This window comes from Flavobacterium sp. (genome assembly GCF_031381455.1).
Classification (GTDB): domain Bacteria; phylum Bacteroidota; class Bacteroidia; order Flavobacteriales; family Flavobacteriaceae; genus Flavobacterium.
In genome coordinates this window covers 1-21,313 of the sequence record NZ_JANMXZ010000052.1, presented here as the reverse complement: position 1 = coordinate 21,313, position 21,313 = coordinate 1, and the positions used below count along the sequence as shown (strand labels likewise).

Below are 21,313 nucleotides of genomic sequence, written 5' to 3'. Positions count from 1 at the left end.
AAAGTGGTTAATGCCGTATCGCCAGTAACGGTTATTGAAGTCAAGGCAGGATTGCTAGTACAACTCAAAGAGGTCAAATTGGGTAAACCCGATGCGTTTAACGAGGGTAAAACAGTGTTGCTGTTGCAAGTGATATAGGCTAAAGCCGTACAACCCGAAATTTGAACCGTGTTCAACAAGGTGTTTCCTGTCAAATTTAAACTTGTTAGACTACTACAATTCGAGAGGTCTAAACTAGTTAACGTTCCAGTAATATTTCCTGAATCATAAGGATAAGAATTAAAAGAAGTAAGTGCCGTGCAACCCGAGATATTTAAAATAGAAATAGGGTTATATGCATAGATTGGTACTGATGTTAATGCCGATAAACCCGAAACATCAAGAGTGGATATTGAGTTAGAGGTTACGTTCAGTGAGGTAAGATTGGTGAAACTTTTAATTCCCGTTAAATCTGCAATCGAACTTGATTGTAAATCTAAGGTTGTTCGAGCTAATGCTTCACTAACTTCAATTTGCCCATTGGAATTCGTGTCAACTCCCAGAGTAATTAATGCTGCTTTAAAATTAGCATCTGGGATACTAACTACCTGAGCATTTACTATTCCAACAAACAAAAGGGAAAAGCAGGATAAAATAATTTTTTTCATAATACTAAAAAATTAAAGATTAGGCAATAATGGAAGATTAAAAAAAAATTAAACCTTGTGTGATTTGAATTTCCCTTGTATCAAATTAAAAAATAATGTACAAATTTTAATACAAGTAAAGTTGATTAATTATTTATAATATGAAATCTAAAAACGATAAAATGTTAATATAAACGATAAAGTGTATTTTTTTTAACATTTTGTAGTTTAGTTTGAATTTATAATAAAAAACTGCCTGTTTTTCAACCAAAGGAATAGGAATGTAAAACGATTGAAGAAGTTTGTTAGTATGTTGCTTTTAATACCAAGTAATGTTTTCGAGATTACCCGCATACGTCAACGCATCCAAATTAAAAATCTGATAATTAGGATATTTGGTAACAAACCGTCTCACCACATGAGAACCAATAAATCCGGCACCGCCGGTTATTAAAATCTTTTTCATTTTATGTAAATCTAATCCGTTGGGTGTAATTATTTTTTAACTCAATTAATTATAGTTTGTCACACTGAGCTTGTCGAAGTGCATTTAAAAAGGTCTTCAACTCCCGAAGCTTCGGGACAGACTGACATTTTAGCAATTGTATTGGACAACCGTTATAGTCTCCCGTCTGCTTTTTCGTTTAAAACTCCTTTTACATCAAACAAAACCCCATTTGATTTTTTTAATTTTGATAAATCAATAGTGGTAAATTCCTTGTGCGCAACTCCTAAAACAATAGCATCAAAAGTATCCGATGGCAATTCGTATGTAGTTGTCAATTTATATTCATGTTGCACTTCTGACGGTCTTGCCCAAGGATCAAAAATGGTAACGTCAATTCCGTAATCCTGCAACGCATGAACTACGTCTACAATTTTGGTATTTCTAACATCAGGACAATTTTCTTTAAAAGTGATACCCAACATTAATAATTTGGCACCATTAATAACCACGCCTTTCTTAATCATCAGCTTCACCACTTGAGAAGCTACATATTCGCCCATACTATCATTCAATCGCCTTCCAGCCAAAATAATTTCGGGATGATATCCTTTTTCCTGGGCCTTTTGAGCCAAATAATAAGGATCAACTCCGATGCAATGTCCACCAACTAATCCTGGTTTGAATGGCAAAAAATTCCATTTGGTTCCGGCAGCTTCTAAGACGGCGTGCGTATCAATTTCCAACAAATTAAAAATCTTCGCCAATTCGTTTACAAAAGCAATATTGATATCACGTTGCGAGTTCTCGATAACTTTGGCAGCTTCAGCCACTTTAATAGATGGTGCCAAATGCGTCCCTGCTGTGATAACCGATTTATATAAGTCGTTTACTTTTTGTCCAATTTCCGGAGTAGAACCTGAAGTTACTTTTAGAATTTTTTCAACAGTATGTTCTTTATCTCCTGGATTGATTCTTTCTGGAGAATACCCTGCAAAGAAATCAATATTGAATTTTAAGCCGCTTACTTTTTCCAAAACAGGAATACATTCTTCTTCGGTCACACCGGGATAAACAGTAGATTCATAAATTACGATATCTCCTTTTTTCAATACTTTCCCAACAGTTTCACTCGATTTATATAGTGGAGTCAAATCGGGGCGATTGTTTTTATCAACCGGAGTTGGAACAGTCACTATATAATAATTACAAGTTGCTATATCTTCTAAAGTGCTACTGCATAGTAAACCATTTGAATCGGATAGTGAAGAAACAAGTACCTTATTCAGGGTTTCCGCATCAATCTCCAAAGTCGAATCGACACCTGAATTTAATTCTTGAATCCTATTGGTATTAATATCAAATCCAACCACTGGATATTTGGTAGCAAATAATCTGGCTAGTGGTAAACCAACGTATCCTAATCCAATAACGGCAATTTTAATGTTCATTTATATTTATTTGTTTTCTGTTCTCTGTTATCTGTTCTCGGTTGTCTGTTGTCTGTTGTCTGTTGAAAATTATGATTTCCAATTTTCTTCAACATATTTTATAAAAGTAAAAATTTTTGCTCCTAGTATATCGTATTCGTTAATGTATCTTAAATTATCAGGAATTAGCCTTACATACAAATGATTTATTTTCTCTAAATGTGCTTTCGTTTCCAAACAACTAGAATGACTAAAAACTAAAAATCTAATGAACTCTGCTTTGTATCTTTTTCTACCATAACCCTACACTATATTTGAAACTACAGAATCAGAAGATCTTCTTAGTTGACTTCCTAACTCATACAGCTCAAACTTGGTCAACAATAGTGATGCCGGATGAACTTCATAAAACAAAGCCATAGCAATCTTATAAATATCTAAATCATTATAACTATTCATTTCAATTTGTAATTAACAGATACCCGATAATCGATAACGAACAACCGACAACTGACAACCGATAACCGATAACAGACAACTAACTTCCAATCGATTGAAAATTAAACCCAATCGCTTTTAGTTTCTCACCATCTAAAATATTTCTACCATCAAAAACAAAAGCCGGTTTTAGCATGCTATCATAAATTTTTTGCCAATCGTATTCTTTAAATTCATCCCATTCGGTTAGTATAGCAATGGCGTGTGCATTTTTACAAGCCTCATACGGATTGTCAAAAGACGTGATATGTTTTTCGTTTTCTGCCGGTTTTCTTGTAGCAAGATAATCCAAATCCGAAAGCACTTGTTTTTGTGAAACTTTTGGGTCAAACAAAGCTACATTGGCTTGTTCATTTATTAAATCATCGGCAACATAAATCGCAGCTGATTCTCTGGTATCGTTAGTGTCTTTTTTAAACGCCCAGCCTAAAAAAGTTATTTTTTTTCCGGAAACCGTATTGTAAAGTGTTTGTACAATATTCTTAGAAAAACGTCTTTTTTGGTGATCATTCATAATAATTACTTGTTCCCAATAATCGGCCACTTCATTCAATCCAAATGCTTTGGATATATAGACCAAATTCAAAATATCCTTTTGAAAACAAGAACCTCCAAATCCAACGGAAGCTTTCAAAAACTTAGGCCCAATTCTACTATCCATTCCAATTGCTTTAGCCACTTCGCTGACATTGGCTTCTGTTTTTTCACACAATTCAGAAATTGCATTGATAGAAGAAACACGTTGTGCTAGGAAGGCATTAGCAACCAATTTTGACAATTCTGAAGACCAAACATTGGTCGTTAAAATTCTTTCTTTTGGAACCCAATTAGCATAAACATCCACTAAGGATTTTATCGCAGCCTGACCTTCAGGTGTAGTTTCACCTCCGATTAAAACCCTATCTGGACTTAACAAATCTTCTACAGCTGTTCCTTCTGCCAAGAACTCCGGATTAGAAAGTATTTGAAACTGCACACCATTTCCTGTATTGTCCAAAATGCTTTTCAGAGCTTCGGCTGTTCTAACGGGCAAGGTCGATTTCTCAACGATGATTTTATTGTTTTTGGCAACTTTGGCAATTTGTCGGGCACAAAGTTCAATGTGCTTTAAATCGGCTGCCATTCCTTTTCCGGTGCCATAGGTTTTGGTAGGCGTATTCACTGATATGAAAATCAAGTCAGCCTCTTCAATGGCTTTGTCAACATCGGTAGAAAAAAACAAATTCTTCCCACGAACATTGCCAACCATTTCATTTAATCCCGGTTCGTATATTGGAATATTGTTAAGATCAGTATCATTCCAAGCCGCAATTCGGGCTTCATTTAAATCGACTACTGTAACTTTAACATCAGGGCATTTTTGCGCAATAACTGCCATGGTTGGACCACCAACATATCCTGCTCCAATACAACAAATATTTTTAATCTTCATTTCTTTCTATTTTCTATGTTCTTTATTCCCTGTCTGCCGGCAGGCAGGTATTTTCTATCTAAACCAACAACCGACAACTGAAAACCATTGTCATTCCCGCGAAGGCGGGAAACCGACAACCACAACTACCTCAAATTATCCCAATACCATTTCACGGCTTCTTTTAAACCATCTTGAAAAGAATAGTTGGGTGCATAGTTTAATAATCTTTTTGCTTTATCAATGCTAGCCAAAGAATGAGGAATATCTCCTGCTCTATTTGGGCCATGCACAACTTCTATATTAGAAATAGCTGCATCAAATTCGGATAAGTATTCTTTTAAATAAGAAACCATATCGTTTAAGGTAGTTCTGTCACCAAAAGCGGTGTTGTAAACCGTATTAATCGCTTCCGGATTTTGAGTCAACATCGCCAATTCATTCATTTGAATCACATTATCTATATAGGTAAAATCTCTTGAAAAATTTCCGTCTCCATTGATAATTGGACTTTCATGTTGCATCAGTTGCATTACAAACTTCGGAATAACAGCGGCATAAGCTCCATTTGGATCTTGCCTTCTTCCATACACATTGAAATAACGTAAACCTATCGTTTCAAAGCCATACGTATTACCGAAAATTTCAGCATACAATTCATTTACATATTTTGTAATAGCGTAAGGCGAAAGAGGTTTCCCAATGGTATCTTCTACTTTTGGCAAAGCTTCGGAGTCACCATAAGTAGATGAACTTGCAGCGTACACAAATCTTTTAACGCCAGCATCTTTCGAGGCAACAAGCATATTTAAAAAACCCGAAACATTGACCTCATTACTCGTTATAGGATCATTTATAGAACGAGGAACAGAACCCAATGCTGCTTGATGCAATACATAATCAACTCCGATAACAGCATTTTTACATTGCGCTAAATCTCTAATATCACCTTCTATTAATTTGAAATTTTCATGTTCTAGAAATTCGGCAATATTATGTTTATGACCTGTAGCAAAATTATCAAAGCAAACAACAAAATATCCTTTTGACAAAAAATATTCACACAAATTCGTACCGATAAATCCAGCACCACCAGTAATTAATATTGTTTTAATTTTTAGCATTACTGAATTTTTTCAATATTCTATATTTCCACTTAGCAAAAAATTCTTTTGGTTCTTCCTCTTCATGATAACCACTTCCATACCCATACCCATAGCCATAACCGTAACCATATCCGTAGCCATAACCAACGCCATATTTTGCTTTATTTTCATAACCATTAAAAATGATACTCACATTATTAAGTTCGCCTCGTTTAGTTCTGTTATTTAATAATGTCAACATTTCTTTTTTGGTGAAATTCTGGCGTATAACATATAAAGTAACATCACAAAATTGAGATAATTCTAAAGCGTCAGAAACTAACCCAACAGGTGGCGTATCGAGTATTATGTAATCATACTTTTTCTTCAATTGTTTCATCATCTCTTTCATCGAGTCTCCAAGTATTAACTCAGAAGGATTAGGAGGAATTGGTCCTGATGTTATAACGTCAAGAAAAGGGATATGTGTTTTTTGCACAACCTCATCCAATGATTTTTGTCCTATTAAAAAATTGACTGCACCGAATTCATTTTTGATATTAAAATCATCAAAGATTTTTGGTTTTCTTAAATCCAATCCCAGAATTATAGTTTTCTTTTCACTAAGTGCAAACACAGTCGCAATATTTAAGGAACAAAATGTTTTTCCCTCACCACTGACAGATGAAGTCAACATAAGTGTTTTAGAACCATCAACGCTTTGCTTTTTGTATAAGAATTGTAAAGAGGAACGAATGGCCCTAAATGATTCAGAAAGCGCCGATTTTGGTCTTTCAAAAACTGACAAATTACTTTCTGAATGTTTAACCCCAACTATGCCTATTAGTGGTAATTGGGTGTGGGAAGAAATATCTTCAATGTTTTGAACTGAATTACTAATAAAGAAAATAAAGAAAACGAGAATTAATGGAATTAATAATCCCATAAAAAAAGCTAATACATAGTTTACACTTGTTTTTGGACCTAATAATCCACCACCTACATCTTTGGCAGGATCAATAAATTTAATGTCTGATAAATTTGCTGCCATTACAATAGATGCTTCACTTCTTTTTTGTAAAAATGTATTGTAAATATTATCGCTTAAATTATACTTTCTGGATAACTTTAACCATTCCTGTTTGTTCTCCGGGAGGTGGCTGATTTCGCTTTCAATTTTTGCAATTTTTTGATTAGCAAAATTTAAGTCATATATCAAAGAACTTCTGTAAGTAGATTCGTTTTCTAGTAATACTTTTTTAACCGATTGTATTTCATTATCTAATCTTTCATAGGAAAATGAACCTTTTACCGAGTAGGCTAACTCTGAACGCTGTATTGATAGTGCTATTATTTTAGCAACATTTGTATTGATGTTTGGTTCTTCAATTCCGGCAATAGTTGGTGCGGGCAATTTTGAAAAATCAACGCTGTTCTTTAAATAATTTCTTAATGAATTTAAATAAGCTATTTTTCTTTCGACAGCATCTTTTTTGGTATCATAATCCAACAATTGATTTTTAAAGCTTGTACCTCCTTCTTCTATATCAAGTATGTTGTTGTTCTTACCAAAATCTTTTAATTCATCACCTGAATTTTTTAATTGTTTCTCCATTGACCCTAAAGTCTCATCAATGAAGTTTATTGTATTTTCAGCAAATTTATTTTTATTATCTAATTGTCTTTTAATTAATACATCGACTGTAATATTAAGAAAATCAACCATTCTGTTTTTATTTGTTCCTTGCGCACCTATTTTTAGGATGGAACCTGCTTTTTCATCAATAACTACGTTTATCCCCATACAAGACGAAACCGAATTGTCAAACGAGTTGAACCTAACTAATATTTCCTCATTGAAGTTACTTTCTTCAAAATTTGACAACTCTAATTTCCAATGAAGAAAAGGTAAATTAACGGTTTCACCTATTTTATAAATTTCTTTAAATTCTTTATTATCAATTGGAATTATTGATGTTTTATTATCAATATATTTAATAACTTCTGTAGTATTGGCTTGAAAAGGAATAGTGATTTGATACGAATTATTAGAAACCATTTTAACTTTTATAAACTGGTTAAATAATTGGTTTTTGTTTTTATCTATGGTTACCTTAAATGGAACCTGACCATAAACATCTTGTAAAAAATATTTTGTTTGTTTAAAATAATCAATAAAAAATTGTAACCTATCAACAACTAATTCATTGTGTGATCTTGATTTTAGTGTAGTAGAAATCATCTGAACTTTATCCGAAGTTCCACCCCAATTAAAAACTAAACTTGTATTTGAAGTAAAAAACGGATTGTTTTCTTCCTGAACCGCTATAGTACTTTCAATACCATAAATTTTTTGTTTCCTAACATTAACTTGATGCGCAATAGAAAATGTGATGATTAACCCAACTAAAAACCACTTCCAATAACTCAAAGTTTTAATTAAAAAACCTTTAAAATCAAAGCTGTTTTGTTTATCAAAAAAAGTAAAATCTTTTACATCAATCATGAAAAATGGTGTTAATTTCTAAGTAACAAAAAATAAGTTGTTGTTGCTAATGACAATAGGGTAATGATTGTAGATAGAGACTCTATTCCTGTTTTTCCGGTTCCCCATGTTTTTTGTTTCAATGGATTAACCAATATATAATCATTTGGTTGTAGATTAAAACACGGCGAATTAACAGCATTAGCATCTGTCAAATCAATACTAAAAGTTTCATTTCCATGTGGAAATCTTCTTATTACCTTCACATCTTTTCGGTCACCTGTAAGTGTAATATCACCTGAATTAGCTATAGCTTCCATTATATTTACCCTGTCTTGATATAATGTTTTTGTTCCTGTACTACCCACTTCACCGTTTATAGTATATTTGAAACCAGCTAATTTCACAACAACATAAATCCCGGCTTCTTCTTTAAAATATTTTTCGAGTAATAACTTCTCAATTTTAATTCTAACTTCTTCAGCTGTAAATCCCAAAACATTCATTTCCCCAAGTATTGGCAACCTGATATTTCCGTGATCATCAACCGAATAACCTGTAAAATAGTTACCTTGATCATTAGTAGACCCACCTGTTTGTCCATCAGTAATATTAAATATAACAACTAATTTAGGGTCAATAGCTTTAATAGTAATGCTTAAGATATCACTGGATTGGAGTCGATATGGATTTTGATTTGAAGGAGTAACTACCTCAGTGGTAGTACTTTTTTTATCTTGCAGATAAATCAAATCTTTTTTTGGTATGCAGGAAGTAACTAAAACACTCAGCAGAAGTAGTAAATATATTTTGGGTTGGTTCATTATTTTAAATAAAAAATTAGCAAACAAAGATAGTTTTTCAATTCTAATTACAAAAATGAAGTCTGCTATTATTTTGTTATATATTTTTTAGGGTATTCTCAAAAGGTATACGGTTCAAAATACTTCTTCCCAAAGTAACCTCATCGGCATATTCTAATTCATCGCCAACAGCAATTCCTCTGGCAATAGTGGATGTTTTTATCGAATAGTCTTTGATTCTTTTAAAAATATAAAAATTCGTTGTATCTCCTTCCATTGTTGAGCTTAGCGCAAAAATTAACTCTTCCATTTCTCCCAATTTTACTTTTTCAACCAAAGAATCAATATTTAATTGACTTGGACCAACACCATCAATAGGAGAAATTTTTCCGCCTAAAACATGATAAACTCCTTTGAATTGATTGGTATTTTCAATGGCCATAACATCGCGAACATCTTCAACAACACAAATAATTTTGTGATTTCTGTTGGGATTATTGCAAATTTCACAGACTTCAACGTCAGAAATATTGTGGCAACTACTGCAAAACTTAATTTCCTCACGCATAGTTGTTAGCGCTTGTGATAAAAACTGTGTTTGCTCCGATGGCTGTTTTAGCAAATGTAAAACCAATCGCAAAGCAGTTCGCTTTCCAATTCCGGGTAATTGCGCCATTTCGTTTATCGCTTTTTCGAGCAATTTTGAAGAAAATTCCATGAGACAAAAATAGTGTAAAAAGAGAAAAGAAAATAGAACATAGAATAAAGACTTGTCTATTCTCTATTTTCTTTATTCTATATTCTTTTTTTGTATTTTGGCTCACCATAAAACCAAACCTATGTCACCAACAACCATTCTTATTATCATTGTTATTTATTTTGGCTTATTGATTTTGATTTCCAATTTGGTCAGCAAAAAAAGCTCCGACAATGATACGTTTTTCAAAGCCAATAAAAACTCAAAATGGTATTTAGTAGCCTTCGGAATGATAGGGACAGCCTTGTCTGGCGTGACTTTTATTTCAGTTCCCGGTGAAGTGGGCAATCCTGATTTACAGTTCAAATATTTTCAGTTTGTTATTGGGAATGCGCTTGGTTTTATAATTATTGCAAAAGTCTTGCTTCCACTCTATTACCGCATGAATCTGACATCGATTTACAGTTATATTGAACAACGTTTGGGTGTTATTAGTTATAAAACGGCTGCTACTATTTTCCTAATCAGCAGAACAATTGGCTCTTCTTTTCGATTGTATTTGGTGGTGATTGTATTACAACGTTACGTGTTTGATGCGTTTGATGTTCCGTTTGCTTTAACGGTTTTGATTTCTTTGGGATTAATCTTTGCGTACACCTATCGCGGCGGATTGAAAACGATTATTATTACAGATACGTTGCAAACTTTCTTTCTGGTTTCTTCAGTTTTCCTGACGATAATTTTCGTTTGCCATAGTCTGGATTTTGGGGCAGTTGAAGCTTTTGAAGCCGTAAAAAACAGTAATTATTCTAAAGTTTTTTTCTATGAAGATTATCTGAAAGGCAACTTTGTGCTAAAACAAATTCTAGGCGGAATGTTCGTAACCATTGCTATGGTTGGACTTGATCAAGATTTGATGCAAAAGAATCTGAGCTGCGCAACTATTGGTGAAGCGCAAAAAAACATGTTTACGTTTACCACTGTTTTTGTGATTATCAATATTTTCTTTTTGAGTGTTGGCGCTTTGTTGTACTTATACGCCGAGAAAAATGGCATTGCGATTCCAATGGTTGACGGTGTTGCAAGAACCGATTATTTGTTTCCCGAAATTGCTTTTAAACATTTGAGTATTGTCCCGGCAATTATCTTTTTATTGGGTTTAACCGCTGCCACATTTGCTACAACGGATTCGGCTTTGACCGCATTGACAACATCCTTTTGTGTCGACTTTTTAGGAATGGATAAAACCGAGAATCAGAACAAACCCAACATTGTCAGAACACGTCATTTTGTGCATGTTGGCTTTTCGATGTTGATGTTTTTGGTGATTATAATTTTCAATTCACTGAACGACAAATCGGTCGTTACGATGATTTTTAAAGTGGCGAGTTATACGTATGGACCACTTTTAGGATTGTATGCTTTTGGATTGTTTATGAAATCGAAAACAGTACACGACAAGTTTGTGCCTTTCATTTGCCTGCTTTCACCGGCAATTTGCTTTTTGATAAGCAAAAATTCAGCAGCACTTTTTGGAAATTATGTAATCGATAACGAACTGATTATCGTAAACGGATTGATTACGTTTATTGGTTTGTTGGTTATTAGTAAACCGGCGACTGAAAATACCCGATATTAAAAAGGATTCCTTACTAGCCCTGACCTGCCTGCCGGCAGGCAGGTTGTAGTGGTATCTTTTACACCTGTCAGGTTTTGAAAACCTGACAGGTGTAAAAATATAGCGAAAAGCAGGAACAAGGACAACAAGATAGCCCGAACCTGTCGCTCCTGACTTCGACAGGCTCAGTCTGACAAAAATAATTAATACTGATTCGTTGCTAATAAAACCAATGTACACCCTACTTCAACTTTAATACCGTTGCTTTCCAATAATTGGTAAAACTGTGGATTTTCTGTTCCCGGATTGAAGATGACGCGTTTTGGCTTGGTTTCAATGATGTAGTTATAATAGTCTACCTGACGCTTCGGATTTAAGTACAAAGTCACGGTATCAATATTCGCAAGTGGAATTTGTTTTGTATAAATTTTAACGCCTGCAACTTCTCCAGCATTTTGTCCAATAGCCAAAACACTATGTCCTTTTTCTACTAATTTAGTGATCGCTAAATAGGCATATTTTTCGGGTTTTGTTGTTGCTCCAAGCACTACTGTTTTTTTGTTTTTCATGATTTCATTTCTTGGTGTCAAAGATAATGGTAACTTTATATTTCGGTAGATTTATTTAACTTCTATTTAATATTTAAAGTGAAACTACCGATTTACCTTTGCAAAAAAAACTATGGAGATTTTTATTTTTCTGTTTGCTGCCCTTTTTTCGGTTCTCAATCCAATTGGAACTGTGCCTATATTTGTTGGCCTGACACAGGATTACACCAAGAAAGAACGCGCTCGCGTGGCCATTTGGACTGGTTTTAATGTTTTTGTAATATTGATTATTTCTTTCTTCTTGGGGCAGTATGTTTTACAGTTTTTTGGCATCACGATTACCGCACTTCGGATTGCAGGTGGAATAATCATAGCAAGTTCGGGATTTGGACTTTTGAATGGAAACTTTAGTAAAAATAAAGGAATCAACAAAAAAGTGCAGGAAGACATCGAAAACAGAAACGATATTGCATTGACACCATTGGCAATGCCTATGCTCGCAGGTCCGGGTTCTATATCGTTATTGATTGCTTATTATCAGGAACATCATGAGACTACTGCTGATATTGCTTTTTCCTGCCTGGCTATTTTAGTGGTATCAATTTTAATTTATATCATACTGCACAGTGCCCATTATTTGGCAAAATATCTTGGTGCTTCCGGAATTGTAGCGATATCCAGAATTGTCGGATTTCTGACCATTGCCATTGGAATTCAATATATTATTAGTTCAGTACTAAGTATTATCAGAGGAATTTAATTTATATATCATATGAAAAAAACATTTTTACTATTAGCCGGAATAACTTTATTAATTAGTTGTAAACCCACTCAAAATCAGTCTTCAAAAAATAGTGATGCTTTGAATGAACTGGTATCAATAATGCAGGGACATTATTCATCTGAAAAACAATCAATAGCTGATACAGATTATTATAATATTTCATTGCGAATGACACCAATTTGGAAGGAAAAAGGCAATTATCTTTTTGTAGAACAAGCCATTTTTGATAAACAAGACAAGCCTTATCGAGTAAGAGTTTATAAAGTTCATCAAGAAGGAGACACTTTTATCAGTGAAATTTATACTATTAAAAACGAAAAAAATTGGATAGGAAAATGGGCAACTCCAGAAGTTTACGACAAACTAACCGAAGCTGATATTGAGCTTAAGCAAGGTTGTCAAGTAACTTTAAAAAGAGATGGTAAAAACCTATTTTCTGGAGCTACAGGCGATAAAACGTGTCAAAGTGAATTGAGAGGCGCTAGTTTTGCAAATTCAAAAGTAACTGTTACTCAAAATGAAATTTTATCTTGGGATCAAGGTTTTGATAAAGAAGGAAAACAAGTTTGGGGTGCAACCAAAGGTGGTTATTTGTTTATCAAAATTTGATACACTCAAACCTGCCTACCGGCAGGCAGGTTACAAATAAAAAAATCCCAAATTCCAATTCACTTCGACTTCGCTCAGTGTGACAAATTGGAATTTGGGGTTTGTTTTATTTTAAACCTACAAGGTTTTAAAAACCTTGCAGGTTAACTTTTCGGTAGAAAAATTTCAGCCATCATGCAACGAGCACTTCCGCCACCGCAAGCTTCTATTGTATCTAAACTAGAATGAATGATTTCAACATGTGCTTCCAATTGTGCGATTTGTTTTTTGGTCAAACTTTTATAAGCTGATTCGCTCATAACCAAGAAACGTTCATCATTTTTTCCTTTTACTTCAAGCATGTTTCCAGCAAAGTTATTCACTTGGTCTTCGGTAATTAAGATGATTTCTTTATCGTCACCACGAAGGCTATCGAGTACCATTTTGCGTTCTTTTTTGTCATCGATACAATCGGCACAAATCACGGCAAATGTATCTCCAAGACACATCATCACGTTGGTATGATAAATCAATTTTCTTTCGCCATTGACGGTTTGAAAAGCCTCAAAAATAACCGGAGTTAATTCGAAATCTTCACAAAACTCAATCATTACTTCTTCATCAGCTCTTGGTGAAAGCGCACAATAGGCTTTTCCGTTTTCTCTGTCTAATAGTAAACTTCCTGTTCCTTCTAAGAAAACATCGTCTTCTTCGGCCGAAGTATAATCTACTATTTGGTTAATTTGAAAACCTTCATCTTCCAGAATGTCGAGTATATCTTCTCTTCTTTCGGCACGACGATTTTCGGCAAACATCGGATACAAAGCCACATCGCCACTTTCGTGAAACGAAATCCAGTTATTTGGAAAAATACTATCTGGTGTATTTGGTTCTAAAGTGTCTTCAACAACAGTCACATTTACACCTACTTTTCGCAACTTGGCTACAAAAGTATCAAACTCTTTTTGCGCTTTGGCATTCACTGTTTCAGGCGACAGTCCGTCTAGTACTTTTTGGTAGTAATTATTCACAGCTGTTTGTTCGTTCATTCGAAAAGCAACTGGACGAATCATTAATATGGAGTTGGTGGTTTGTTTCATTGTTTTTTATAGTTTATGGTTTTTAGTTTATGGTTTATGGTTTATGTTGTAACTAAGAACTATAAACTACAAACCATAAACAAATTTAATCCCTAATTAAAGGTAAAGTTGAACAACGCAAAAGTCCTTCTTGCTTTGCTATTTCGGCATACGGAATTTCTTCAACAATGAAGTCATTATCACGAAGCCAATTGTTTAGTCTTGTAAATTTTTGTTCAGAAACCACTACGTTTTCAGCTATCGAAAACACATTAGAATTCATATTATACATTTCTTCACGAGTGATGTGAAATAGATTTTCTTTGCCAAAAAGTTTGACTAAAAAAACATAATCCGACTCTTCACGGAAACCGCTTTTATAAATAATTCCTTTCGCTGCGCCAACAGGTTGAAAGCAACAATCAAGATGCAATGCATTGTCGCGAGCTTCTATTTTTGATTTTACTAAATCAAACTCTTTGACTTTTTTATTTGGAAACAACTCTTTGATATAGTTTACACCTTGCATGTTTGTTCGTGCTGTGATATAATCTTTATAATCGGAACCTTTATACGTTCCGATAAAAATATAATTATTCCAAAGCATGACATCGCCGCCTTCAATATGTACTTCTTCGGGGGGACGAACCACTTTAGCCGGGTTTATTTGGTCAATGATATATTGAATAGCATCTAATTCGTGCTCTCTATCGGGAAGAATATTGGCTTTTATAAAAACATTATCAATCACAAAACCAATGTCGCGAGTAAAAATCTGATTGTAGTTTTCAATCATTTTCGGACGAAATACTTTTACGTCATACTTTTGAAAAACTTGATTGAAAGCTTCCATTTCTTTAGTCATATCCGCTTCGACAGGATAGGTTCCGTCGAGTATATGTTCTAAAGATTTTGGATCATAGGCTTCGTCTTTTGTTGGTGACGGGCCGTTATTTATAGCTGAACCAAGTACAACTGCTCGTAGTCGTGATGTTTCGTTTTTTATATTTAATTGTAGCATAAAATAGCTTTTGGCTTGCGGCAAATATAAAAAAGCTTCTCGGTTAGGAGAAGCTTTTTTATAAGTATTTTAAGAAATTATAAGTTGTTGTAAGTAATTAAATATTTTAATTCAAAATTGTAAAAGACTTATCAAATTAAATAAGGTTTTATTTATTAGCCATTTCGGTATAAATCCTATTTGTTACTTCTTTTATAAGTTTTGACAATGTTTTATTATCCTTACCCTTAGTCATTATGGTTAATAAAAAAGGCTTATTGTAGGCATATATTATAGCAGATTCATGTAACTGCATTTCAATTTGATTTCCCGATTCTCCAAATTTATGTATTAGAGAAGTTCCCTTGGGTAGTCCGCTGACAATGCCTTGTTTAAAATCACATTGGCTCAAAAGCTCAGCCGCATATTCAGAGTTCTTAGTTGTTAAATAAGTTGAACTGTAGATAGTTCTAACAAATAATGAGTATTGACTGGTTGTGAAAAAATATTGATTTGCATATATATTGGGAGCTTCTAAACCCAAATCGGTAAAGAGTTTTTGCAAAACGTCAGCTTTCATCTGAGACTCTAGCAATATTGTTGCCTTGTTGTCTGAGTATTTTATCATATACGTTAGCAGTTCTTTTACCGTATAACTTTGTCCTAATTGAATTGATTTTGATTTAAAAGCTACTTTTTTACCATCATCTATAAATTTTTCATATACAATACGCTTATTTAAAAATCCCGAATCATCTTCACACATTTTTAAAATGGTAATCATTACAGGCACTTTAAAAAGAGAACCCGGTTCAAATGACTCGGTTTCGTTAACACATATCCACCCATTATTTGCAAATTGTTTGAGATAAACCGAAGCTGAAGTCACACCTTCAAAATTCTTATATCTATCAACAATTTCTGTAATCTGTTGCTTAATATCCTGCAAATTTTCTGACTCGCATTCATCATCAACAAACATTATTGGTTTTATGTATTTTAAACCATCTAAACGTTTAACATCATACTTACACGAATATTTACTATTTGCTGTTTCAGAGGTTTGAGCATCATCTTTTAACCAATTAGTAATCAGCAAGGTAACTACAACTGAAACTACTGAAAAAAGTATCACACTCAGCCAGGAAAATCTTTTTTTTATGAGAGGCATTTTTATATTGTTAATTAAAGTGCAATATTAATTATTATTTTCACTTGAGTAAAAAAAAATCATAAAAAATCAACTCCTATTTTGTTAAAAAAGCAAATTATTTACTTTAAAGAATAATTAAATTGTAGGTATTTAGAATTATAGTTAATACTAATTAATTCTTAATTAGCTTTTTAGTACAAACCTGCACGTCTTCTGTAGTCACGTTTATTATGTAAATACCATTGGCATAGCGGCTAACATCGATTAAGGTTTTATCTGTTTTTTCAACATTTCGTTCATCTACAATCTTACCATCAATAGTCGTAACGCTTACTCTATTGAATTTAGCGTCGTTCATTATAATTTCTATAGTGCTGCTTGACGGATTTGGCACAATGGCAAAATCTTTTGACACTTTTATCAAGTTGATTGTTTCGTCAACATTTGGAGCTTCACTACTTCTCGCATTTGTATTTGGCAGCTGCGTTTTATAGGCATAACTTGCTGTACAGCCTTCGGGATAAGCTGAAAATTGAGCTCCAAAAACAGCTTCGAAACCGGGATTTAACTCGACATAATTCGCAGCATGATACACTACTCCATTTGACAGAGCATTATTTCCTACGGATACAATATTTGCTGCCTTAATCCAATCCGACCTTTCCTTCTCTTTTAAAACTACTGTATCCAAATTACTAAGGTCATCTACAGGAGATGTTACTGTTAATGTTGCCAAACAACAATCTATAAAAGTTACATCCGGACCAACACCGGCTGAGTTGTCGGAAATGGTATATATAAATGTTCCTGCGGGGCAATTGACACTGAAATTAGCATTAATCTGAAATTCAAAATTTCCTGTCGGGCTCACTCCAAACATACTTGGCAAAACGGAAAAACAAAATGTATTCGCTGTAAGCTGTGTTGGTGCACTTAATGTTCCTACAACTGTCCCGTTTTGAGTAATATCTAATGTGATGGAAACTAAGGTTGCATTATATGGTGGCTGATACGTACCACAAACCTGAATGGGTGTGTTACCAATAGTATCTGGGCAATTAATATTGGTTGTATTTGTATTTAGCGCTCCTAGTTTTGGAGAAGCGCAAATAGAACCACAAATATTATCAATATAAACTGTTCCAAAATGTGCTGAAGGTTGACAGTCACTTACTGTAAATTCAATTGTTCCGGGTTGACCCAAAATTTCACCCACGTTCAATCGAGCACAAATCCAATCGGTGTAAAGAACTCTTCTATTTCGACTAACATAGATAACGTTAAACAAACAATTATCAGGATCTGCAACGATACAAATTTCATCTACAACATTATTAAATTGGTCTAATACCCTAACTCTGAAAAAGGGTTGAATTGGTTGTCCATGTGCTGGCTTGTTGTCCATTACCAAAGAAAAATTAAAATCAATTGTTTCTTGATTTATAGTTGGAAAATAACGCGAAACCGTTGTGATATCAGAGGAACCAAAACCTTGCTCGTTGTTTAACTTAATACATTTGTTACCTCCGGTTGGAAATAAAGTCGGAATGTTTACCCCTAAACCTGCTAATGTTGGGTCATATTGCTGGTAACTCGGACTTGTATCGTCAATCAGTGTTACGGCAGCATTTAAATCGTTGGTAACCGGAGTGACAACATTTAAAACGGTAGGTACTGTAGGTGTAGCACAAGATAAAAAAAATGCTGTTCCTGAAGCTGGTTGTGGATGAGCATCTGACCAAAAAGAATAACCTGCTGTACCATTTTCAAAATCACCATTCACGCATGTTTGTTGAACAGAAACTGGAATTGGCCTTGCAAAATAGCTGTCTTTTTTATCGGGATTTTGACTAAAGAATAACTTTCTTAATTCGTAAACTTTTGTTTTTCTAATTGCGTTTTGCAGTTCAGCGTCAGTAAACTCTTCTTCACTTCTAAGATGGTTGATTAAATCATCAGTAACTTCTTTTGACAGCACATAATTGTTAAAATTAGTGTCAATGAATTTCTGAATTTCTACTTCGATTTGGTTAGCACTTGAAATTCTTTTTTCTTCAGAATTCAAATACTCACTGAGTTGTGCTGAAATGTTATAAGAATTAAAACAAATAGCACAAACTATTACTGTTTTTAGTATCTTATACATATCAATCTTCGTTAGCTGTTAGTACGTTTACTTGTTTTTTTAATTCTTCAATATCCTTGATGTTTTTTTCAATGGTTTTATTTTGTTCAATAATATAAAGCATCATTTCTTCAATCTTAGCCATGTGTTTGGATTGCATTTCTGCTAAATCAAGTCCGTTTTTAGTCAATTCACTTGCTGAATCAATTCCAGGTAAATGTTTATGAGTAGTAATATATTCTTCTACATTTTTCAATGGCATTAATTTATAATTCTTTTCAAAAACATAATCTGCCCAATTAGCTGTACTTCTAAGAGCTACTTTTACTTTTTCGGTTAGGATTCCGCCTTCAACATACAGTTTATAATTTCCGGTAGTAGATGGGTACGAAGCATTTGACCCAATGTAAATTTTCCCGTTTGGCTGACTGCTTCCACTATTAAACCAAATGTTGCTACCGTTCATTGAAACAATTCTGTTACCGTTAACGGTTGTGGTAGGATTGATATTACCATTGTCAGCATACAGACTGGTATCCGTAGAGCTTACTACGTATGGTGTTCCGGTTGATCCGTTTCCTAATATAGACACATTATCTCCAGCTGTTACTATAGTTGATTGGAGCGTTATTGAACCTCCACCATTTGATAAAGTTACAATTGCGCCATTTTGTGTTATACTTTGATTTCCACGAACGGGTAATTGTACGCTATTTCCATTTGATATTGTCAAAGTATTTCCTGTAATCGATAAAGTTTGTTCATCAGTATCTACTGATGTTGGCAAAGTAAATGAACCACCACCATCAGAAAGTGTAATGGTATTTCCCGTTTGAGAAATGGTTTGTGGAGCTTGAGGAGATGGAAGTGTAAATGAACCACCACCATTAGAAAGTGTCACAGTATTTCCCGTTTGAGAAATCGTTTGTGGTATATCCACATAAGTTGGAAGCGTCACACTATTTCCATTTGAAATAGATAATGTGTTGCCTGCTAACGCTAATGATTGGGCATCAGTATCTGTAAATGTCGGCAATGTAAATGAACCTCCGCCATTGGAAAGTGTCACTGTATTTCCTGTTTGTGAAACGGTTTGAGGAATATCTGTAAATGTTGGCAATACAAATGAACCTCCTCCATTGGAAAGCGTTATAGTATTTCCTGATTGAGAAAGTGTTTGAAGCTCGTTTGTAGCACTAGTATCAAGCCCTGAAATATCAGTTAAGTTTACCGGAGCACTCGTAACACCATTTACAGTAGTTACTAATTGATTATTATTTACAGTATTAGAAATCGAATTAATAATCGTTGATGATGACGAAATACTATTGACATTACTAGTCATCAAATTAGCGTTTGATGTTAGTATGTTAGCTTCAACAGCATTGATCATTTTATTTAAAACAACATCACCATTTTGATTAACCGTTAAAAACCTATTAGACATTTGAGATGTTGCTGGGTTATAGTTACTGGTTAAATTTGTAAAACGAAGTCCGGAATTACCTTCTACTCCTTGTGTGATTTCAACTTTATTATTGGGTGAAGTTGTTCCTATTCCAACACTTCCTTCAACTATTAAGCCGTTTACCGGAGCTGAAATTCCAGGAGTCACTCCATTTGGCGTGAAATTCCTACCAATAGCAACACCGCCTTTTATATCTAATTTGTTAACTGGGATGACATTGTTTCCTAAACCAATTCCTGTATTCCCATTTTTTTGTATAAAGATTCTTTGATTTCCTAATCCATCAGCAATAATTATTGATCTATTGGTGTCATTCCCAGCTAAAATTGGTGTAGATGGAAACTTCGAAACAGCTATTCTATTCCCTAAAAAAACATTGTTACTTCCGTACAATAAATTAATTGCAGTCTCTGAACCGATAAAAATATTTGAATCTCCCGATAGTAAACTTCTTGGACTATAATTTCCTATTGCCGTGTTGAAACTACCGGTAGTAGCCAATAATGATGCATACCCAACCGCAGTATTGCTACTGCCGTCAACGTTAGATTCCAAAGATCTATGACCAATCGCAATATTAGCTGAGCCCGAATCATTATTGTATAAAGTTCTAGTTCCTAATGAACAATTTAAACTCCCGCTACCATTCAAAGCAAGTGAGTTATTTCCAAAAGCACAGTTATACCCACCAGAAGAAAAACTTAATGTTCCTATTCCAAAAGCACTATTACTATGGCTGGTATTATTACTTAATGAGTTAAGTCCATATCCTGTGTTATAGTTCCCTGTGTTATTAACGCCAGAGTTTTCACCAGTAAAAGTATTATTGACTTGTCCGTTGGCTTCAAAAGCAGTTCCAACGAAAAATAATACAGTAAATAGAAGAGTAATTTTTATTTTCATAACTAAAAGATTTAATGCGTTAATAATTTAATTAAAATATGATTTTAATTTTTTTGTTCTTTAATAACTAATTGGCTAAAACCAATTTCAATCTTTTAGGGAGGGGTTAAAATTTTAAATACCTAATTGCTATTATTTAGAACTAAATATCGAAAATCTTATACACAAATGTAAATGGTTTAATTAAAATAAATCTACAAAATACACATATATTCGATAAAATACATCTTTTTAATAAATACTAATTAACTTATCTTACATAATAAATTTTCTAATAAAACAATTTTTGATGCTCCATCTTTAGGAAGTGAAAAGTAGATTCCAATAAAAATCCCTATCAATAGACTGCCCCCAAAAAGTTAGACACTATTTGGGGGTGTTTTTATGGAAAGAAAAGTCAAGTATGATTATGCATTCAAGCTTGAATGTGTAAAATTAATTATCGAATAGGATCATTCCTGTGAATTGGTTTCAGTGCAAAAAGGCGTTCATGAAACGATTATTCGTATGTAGTTAAAGTTTTACAATGCTTATGGCCTGGATGGTTTATTGCCAAGAAAAAATCAG

15 protein-coding genes and 3 pseudogenes are annotated in these 21,313 nt (G+C 33.8%); 3 read left to right on the top strand and 15 right to left on the bottom strand.

Annotation, left to right across the window (positions count from 1 at the left end; translation table 11 throughout):
• The 9 genes and pseudogenes from RMN97_RS12665 to recR all read right to left on the bottom strand — a co-directional run.
• A pseudogene (locus RMN97_RS12665) lies at positions 1–647 on the bottom strand (hypothetical protein); the annotation flags it as partial.
• Between the two features lie 310 nt (positions 648–957).
• A pseudogene (locus tag RMN97_RS12660) lies at positions 958–1,092 on the bottom strand (GDP-mannose 4,6-dehydratase); the annotation flags it as partial.
• Positions 1,093–1,244: 152 nt separating this feature from the next.
• Positions 1,245–2,522 (bottom strand): nucleotide sugar dehydrogenase, encoded by a 1,278-nt coding sequence (locus tag RMN97_RS12655; RefSeq protein WP_309614883.1) that lies wholly within the window; start codon positions 2,520–2,522, stop codon positions 1,245–1,247.
• Positions 2,523–2,591: 69 nt separating this feature from the next.
• Positions 2,592–2,960, bottom strand: a pseudogene (locus RMN97_RS12650) (four helix bundle protein).
• A gap of 79 nt (positions 2,961–3,039) precedes the next feature.
• On the bottom strand, positions 3,040–4,431 hold the full coding sequence (locus RMN97_RS12645) for a UDP-glucose 6-dehydrogenase (protein ID WP_309614882.1): 1,392 nt from the start codon (positions 4,429–4,431) through the stop codon (positions 3,040–3,042).
• A 125-nt stretch (positions 4,432–4,556) separates the two neighbouring features.
• Positions 4,557–5,534 carry an SDR family oxidoreductase gene (locus RMN97_RS12640; RefSeq protein ID WP_309614881.1) on the bottom strand — a complete coding sequence of 326 codons (978 nt, stop codon included), beginning with the start codon at positions 5,532–5,534 and terminating at the stop codon, positions 4,557–4,559.
• Positions 5,521–8,001 (bottom strand): polysaccharide biosynthesis tyrosine autokinase, encoded by a 2,481-nt coding sequence (locus RMN97_RS12635; protein WP_309614880.1) that lies wholly within the window; start codon positions 7,999–8,001, stop codon positions 5,521–5,523. The genes RMN97_RS12640 and RMN97_RS12635 overlap by 14 nt, the downstream gene beginning before the upstream one ends.
• A gap of 11 nt (positions 8,002–8,012) precedes the next feature.
• Entirely contained in the window at positions 8,013–8,804 is a 792-nt protein-coding gene (locus RMN97_RS12630) for a polysaccharide biosynthesis/export family protein (RefSeq protein WP_309614879.1), read from the bottom strand.
• 76 nt (positions 8,805–8,880) lie between these two features.
• A complete protein-coding gene (gene recR / locus RMN97_RS12625; RefSeq protein ID WP_309614878.1) occupies positions 8,881–9,501 on the bottom strand; it encodes a recombination mediator RecR in 621 nt (206 codons plus the stop codon).
• Positions 9,502–9,622: 121 nt separating this feature from the next.
• Between recR and RMN97_RS12620 the strand changes: the two genes are divergently transcribed.
• On the top strand, positions 9,623–11,119 hold the full coding sequence (locus RMN97_RS12620; RefSeq protein ID WP_309614877.1) for a sodium:solute symporter: 1,497 nt from the start codon (positions 9,623–9,625) through the stop codon (positions 11,117–11,119).
• A gap of 182 nt (positions 11,120–11,301) precedes the next feature.
• Here the strand turns inward: RMN97_RS12620 and RMN97_RS12615 are convergent, their stop codons facing one another.
• The gene (locus RMN97_RS12615; RefSeq protein ID WP_309614876.1) at positions 11,302–11,667 is read right to left on the bottom strand and encodes a CoA-binding protein; all 366 of its coding nucleotides are present in this window, start codon (positions 11,665–11,667) and stop codon (positions 11,302–11,304) included.
• Between the two features lie 112 nt (positions 11,668–11,779).
• Between RMN97_RS12615 and RMN97_RS12610 the strand changes: the two genes are divergently transcribed.
• Both RMN97_RS12610 and RMN97_RS12605 read left to right on the top strand, forming a co-directional pair.
• Positions 11,780–12,406 (top strand): MarC family NAAT transporter, encoded by a 627-nt coding sequence (locus tag RMN97_RS12610; protein ID WP_309614875.1) that lies wholly within the window; start codon positions 11,780–11,782, stop codon positions 12,404–12,406.
• Between the two features lie 12 nt (positions 12,407–12,418).
• Complete coding sequence (locus RMN97_RS12605) at positions 12,419–13,039, top strand: chromophore lyase CpcT/CpeT (RefSeq protein WP_309614874.1); 621 nt, start codon at positions 12,419–12,421, stop codon at positions 13,037–13,039.
• Positions 13,040–13,182: 143 nt separating this feature from the next.
• On the opposite strand, the gene ctlX is transcribed toward RMN97_RS12605, so the two are convergent.
• From ctlX to RMN97_RS12580, 5 genes are all read right to left on the bottom strand, one after another.
• Positions 13,183–14,118 (bottom strand): citrulline utilization hydrolase CtlX, encoded by a 936-nt coding sequence (gene ctlX / locus RMN97_RS12600; protein ID WP_309614873.1) that lies wholly within the window; start codon positions 14,116–14,118, stop codon positions 13,183–13,185.
• A gap of 85 nt (positions 14,119–14,203) precedes the next feature.
• Complete coding sequence (locus tag RMN97_RS12595; RefSeq protein ID WP_309614872.1) at positions 14,204–15,118, bottom strand: arginine deiminase family protein; 915 nt, start codon at positions 15,116–15,118, stop codon at positions 14,204–14,206.
• A gap of 148 nt (positions 15,119–15,266) precedes the next feature.
• Positions 15,267–16,268 (bottom strand): serine hydrolase, encoded by a 1,002-nt coding sequence (locus RMN97_RS12590; RefSeq protein WP_309614871.1) that lies wholly within the window; start codon positions 16,266–16,268, stop codon positions 15,267–15,269.
• A gap of 154 nt (positions 16,269–16,422) precedes the next feature.
• Positions 16,423–18,396 (bottom strand): T9SS type A sorting domain-containing protein, encoded by a 1,974-nt coding sequence (locus RMN97_RS12585; protein ID WP_309614870.1) that lies wholly within the window; start codon positions 18,394–18,396, stop codon positions 16,423–16,425.
• A 1-nt stretch (position 18,397) separates the two neighbouring features.
• Entirely contained in the window at positions 18,398–20,746 is a 2,349-nt protein-coding gene (locus RMN97_RS12580) for a hypothetical protein (protein WP_309614869.1), read from the bottom strand.
• Between the last annotated feature and the right edge of the window lie 567 nt (positions 20,747–21,313).

Excerpts from the sequence above, each read along its gene's own strand:
- RMN97_RS12630 (WP_309614879.1), bottom strand. The coding sequence starts at position 8,804 with ATGAACCAACCCAAAATATATTTACTACTTCTGCTGAGTGTTTTAGTT.
- RMN97_RS12615 (WP_309614876.1), bottom strand. The coding sequence starts at position 11,667 with ATGAAAAACAAAAAAACAGTAGTGCTTGGAGCAACAACAAAACCCGAA.
- RMN97_RS12595 (WP_309614872.1), bottom strand. The coding sequence starts at position 15,118 with ATGCTACAATTAAATATAAAAAACGAAACATCACGACTACGAGCAGTT.
- RMN97_RS12645 (WP_309614882.1), bottom strand. The coding sequence starts at position 4,431 with ATGAAGATTAAAAATATTTGTTGTATTGGAGCAGGATATGTTGGTGGT.
- ctlX (WP_309614873.1), bottom strand. The coding sequence starts at position 14,118 with ATGAAACAAACCACCAACTCCATATTAATGATTCGTCCAGTTGCTTTT.
- RMN97_RS12590 (WP_309614871.1), bottom strand. The coding sequence starts at position 16,268 with ATGCCTCTCATAAAAAAAAGATTTTCCTGGCTGAGTGTGATACTTTTT.
- RMN97_RS12605 (WP_309614874.1), top strand. The coding sequence starts at position 12,419 with ATGAAAAAAACATTTTTACTATTAGCCGGAATAACTTTATTAATTAGT.
- RMN97_RS12585 (WP_309614870.1), bottom strand. The coding sequence starts at position 18,396 with ATGTATAAGATACTAAAAACAGTAATAGTTTGTGCTATTTGTTTTAAT.
- RMN97_RS12635 (WP_309614880.1), bottom strand. The coding sequence starts at position 8,001 with ATGATTGATGTAAAAGATTTTACTTTTTTTGATAAACAAAACAGCTTT.
- RMN97_RS12640 (WP_309614881.1), bottom strand. The coding sequence starts at position 5,534 with ATGCTAAAAATTAAAACAATATTAATTACTGGTGGTGCTGGATTTATC.
- RMN97_RS12655 (WP_309614883.1), bottom strand. The coding sequence starts at position 2,522 with ATGAACATTAAAATTGCCGTTATTGGATTAGGATACGTTGGTTTACCA.
- RMN97_RS12580 (WP_309614869.1), bottom strand. The coding sequence starts at position 20,746 with ATGAAAATAAAAATTACTCTTCTATTTACTGTATTATTTTTCGTTGGA.
- recR (WP_309614878.1), bottom strand. The coding sequence starts at position 9,501 with ATGGAATTTTCTTCAAAATTGCTCGAAAAAGCGATAAACGAAATGGCG.
- RMN97_RS12610 (WP_309614875.1), top strand. The coding sequence starts at position 11,780 with ATGGAGATTTTTATTTTTCTGTTTGCTGCCCTTTTTTCGGTTCTCAAT.
- RMN97_RS12620 (WP_309614877.1), top strand. The coding sequence starts at position 9,623 with ATGTCACCAACAACCATTCTTATTATCATTGTTATTTATTTTGGCTTA.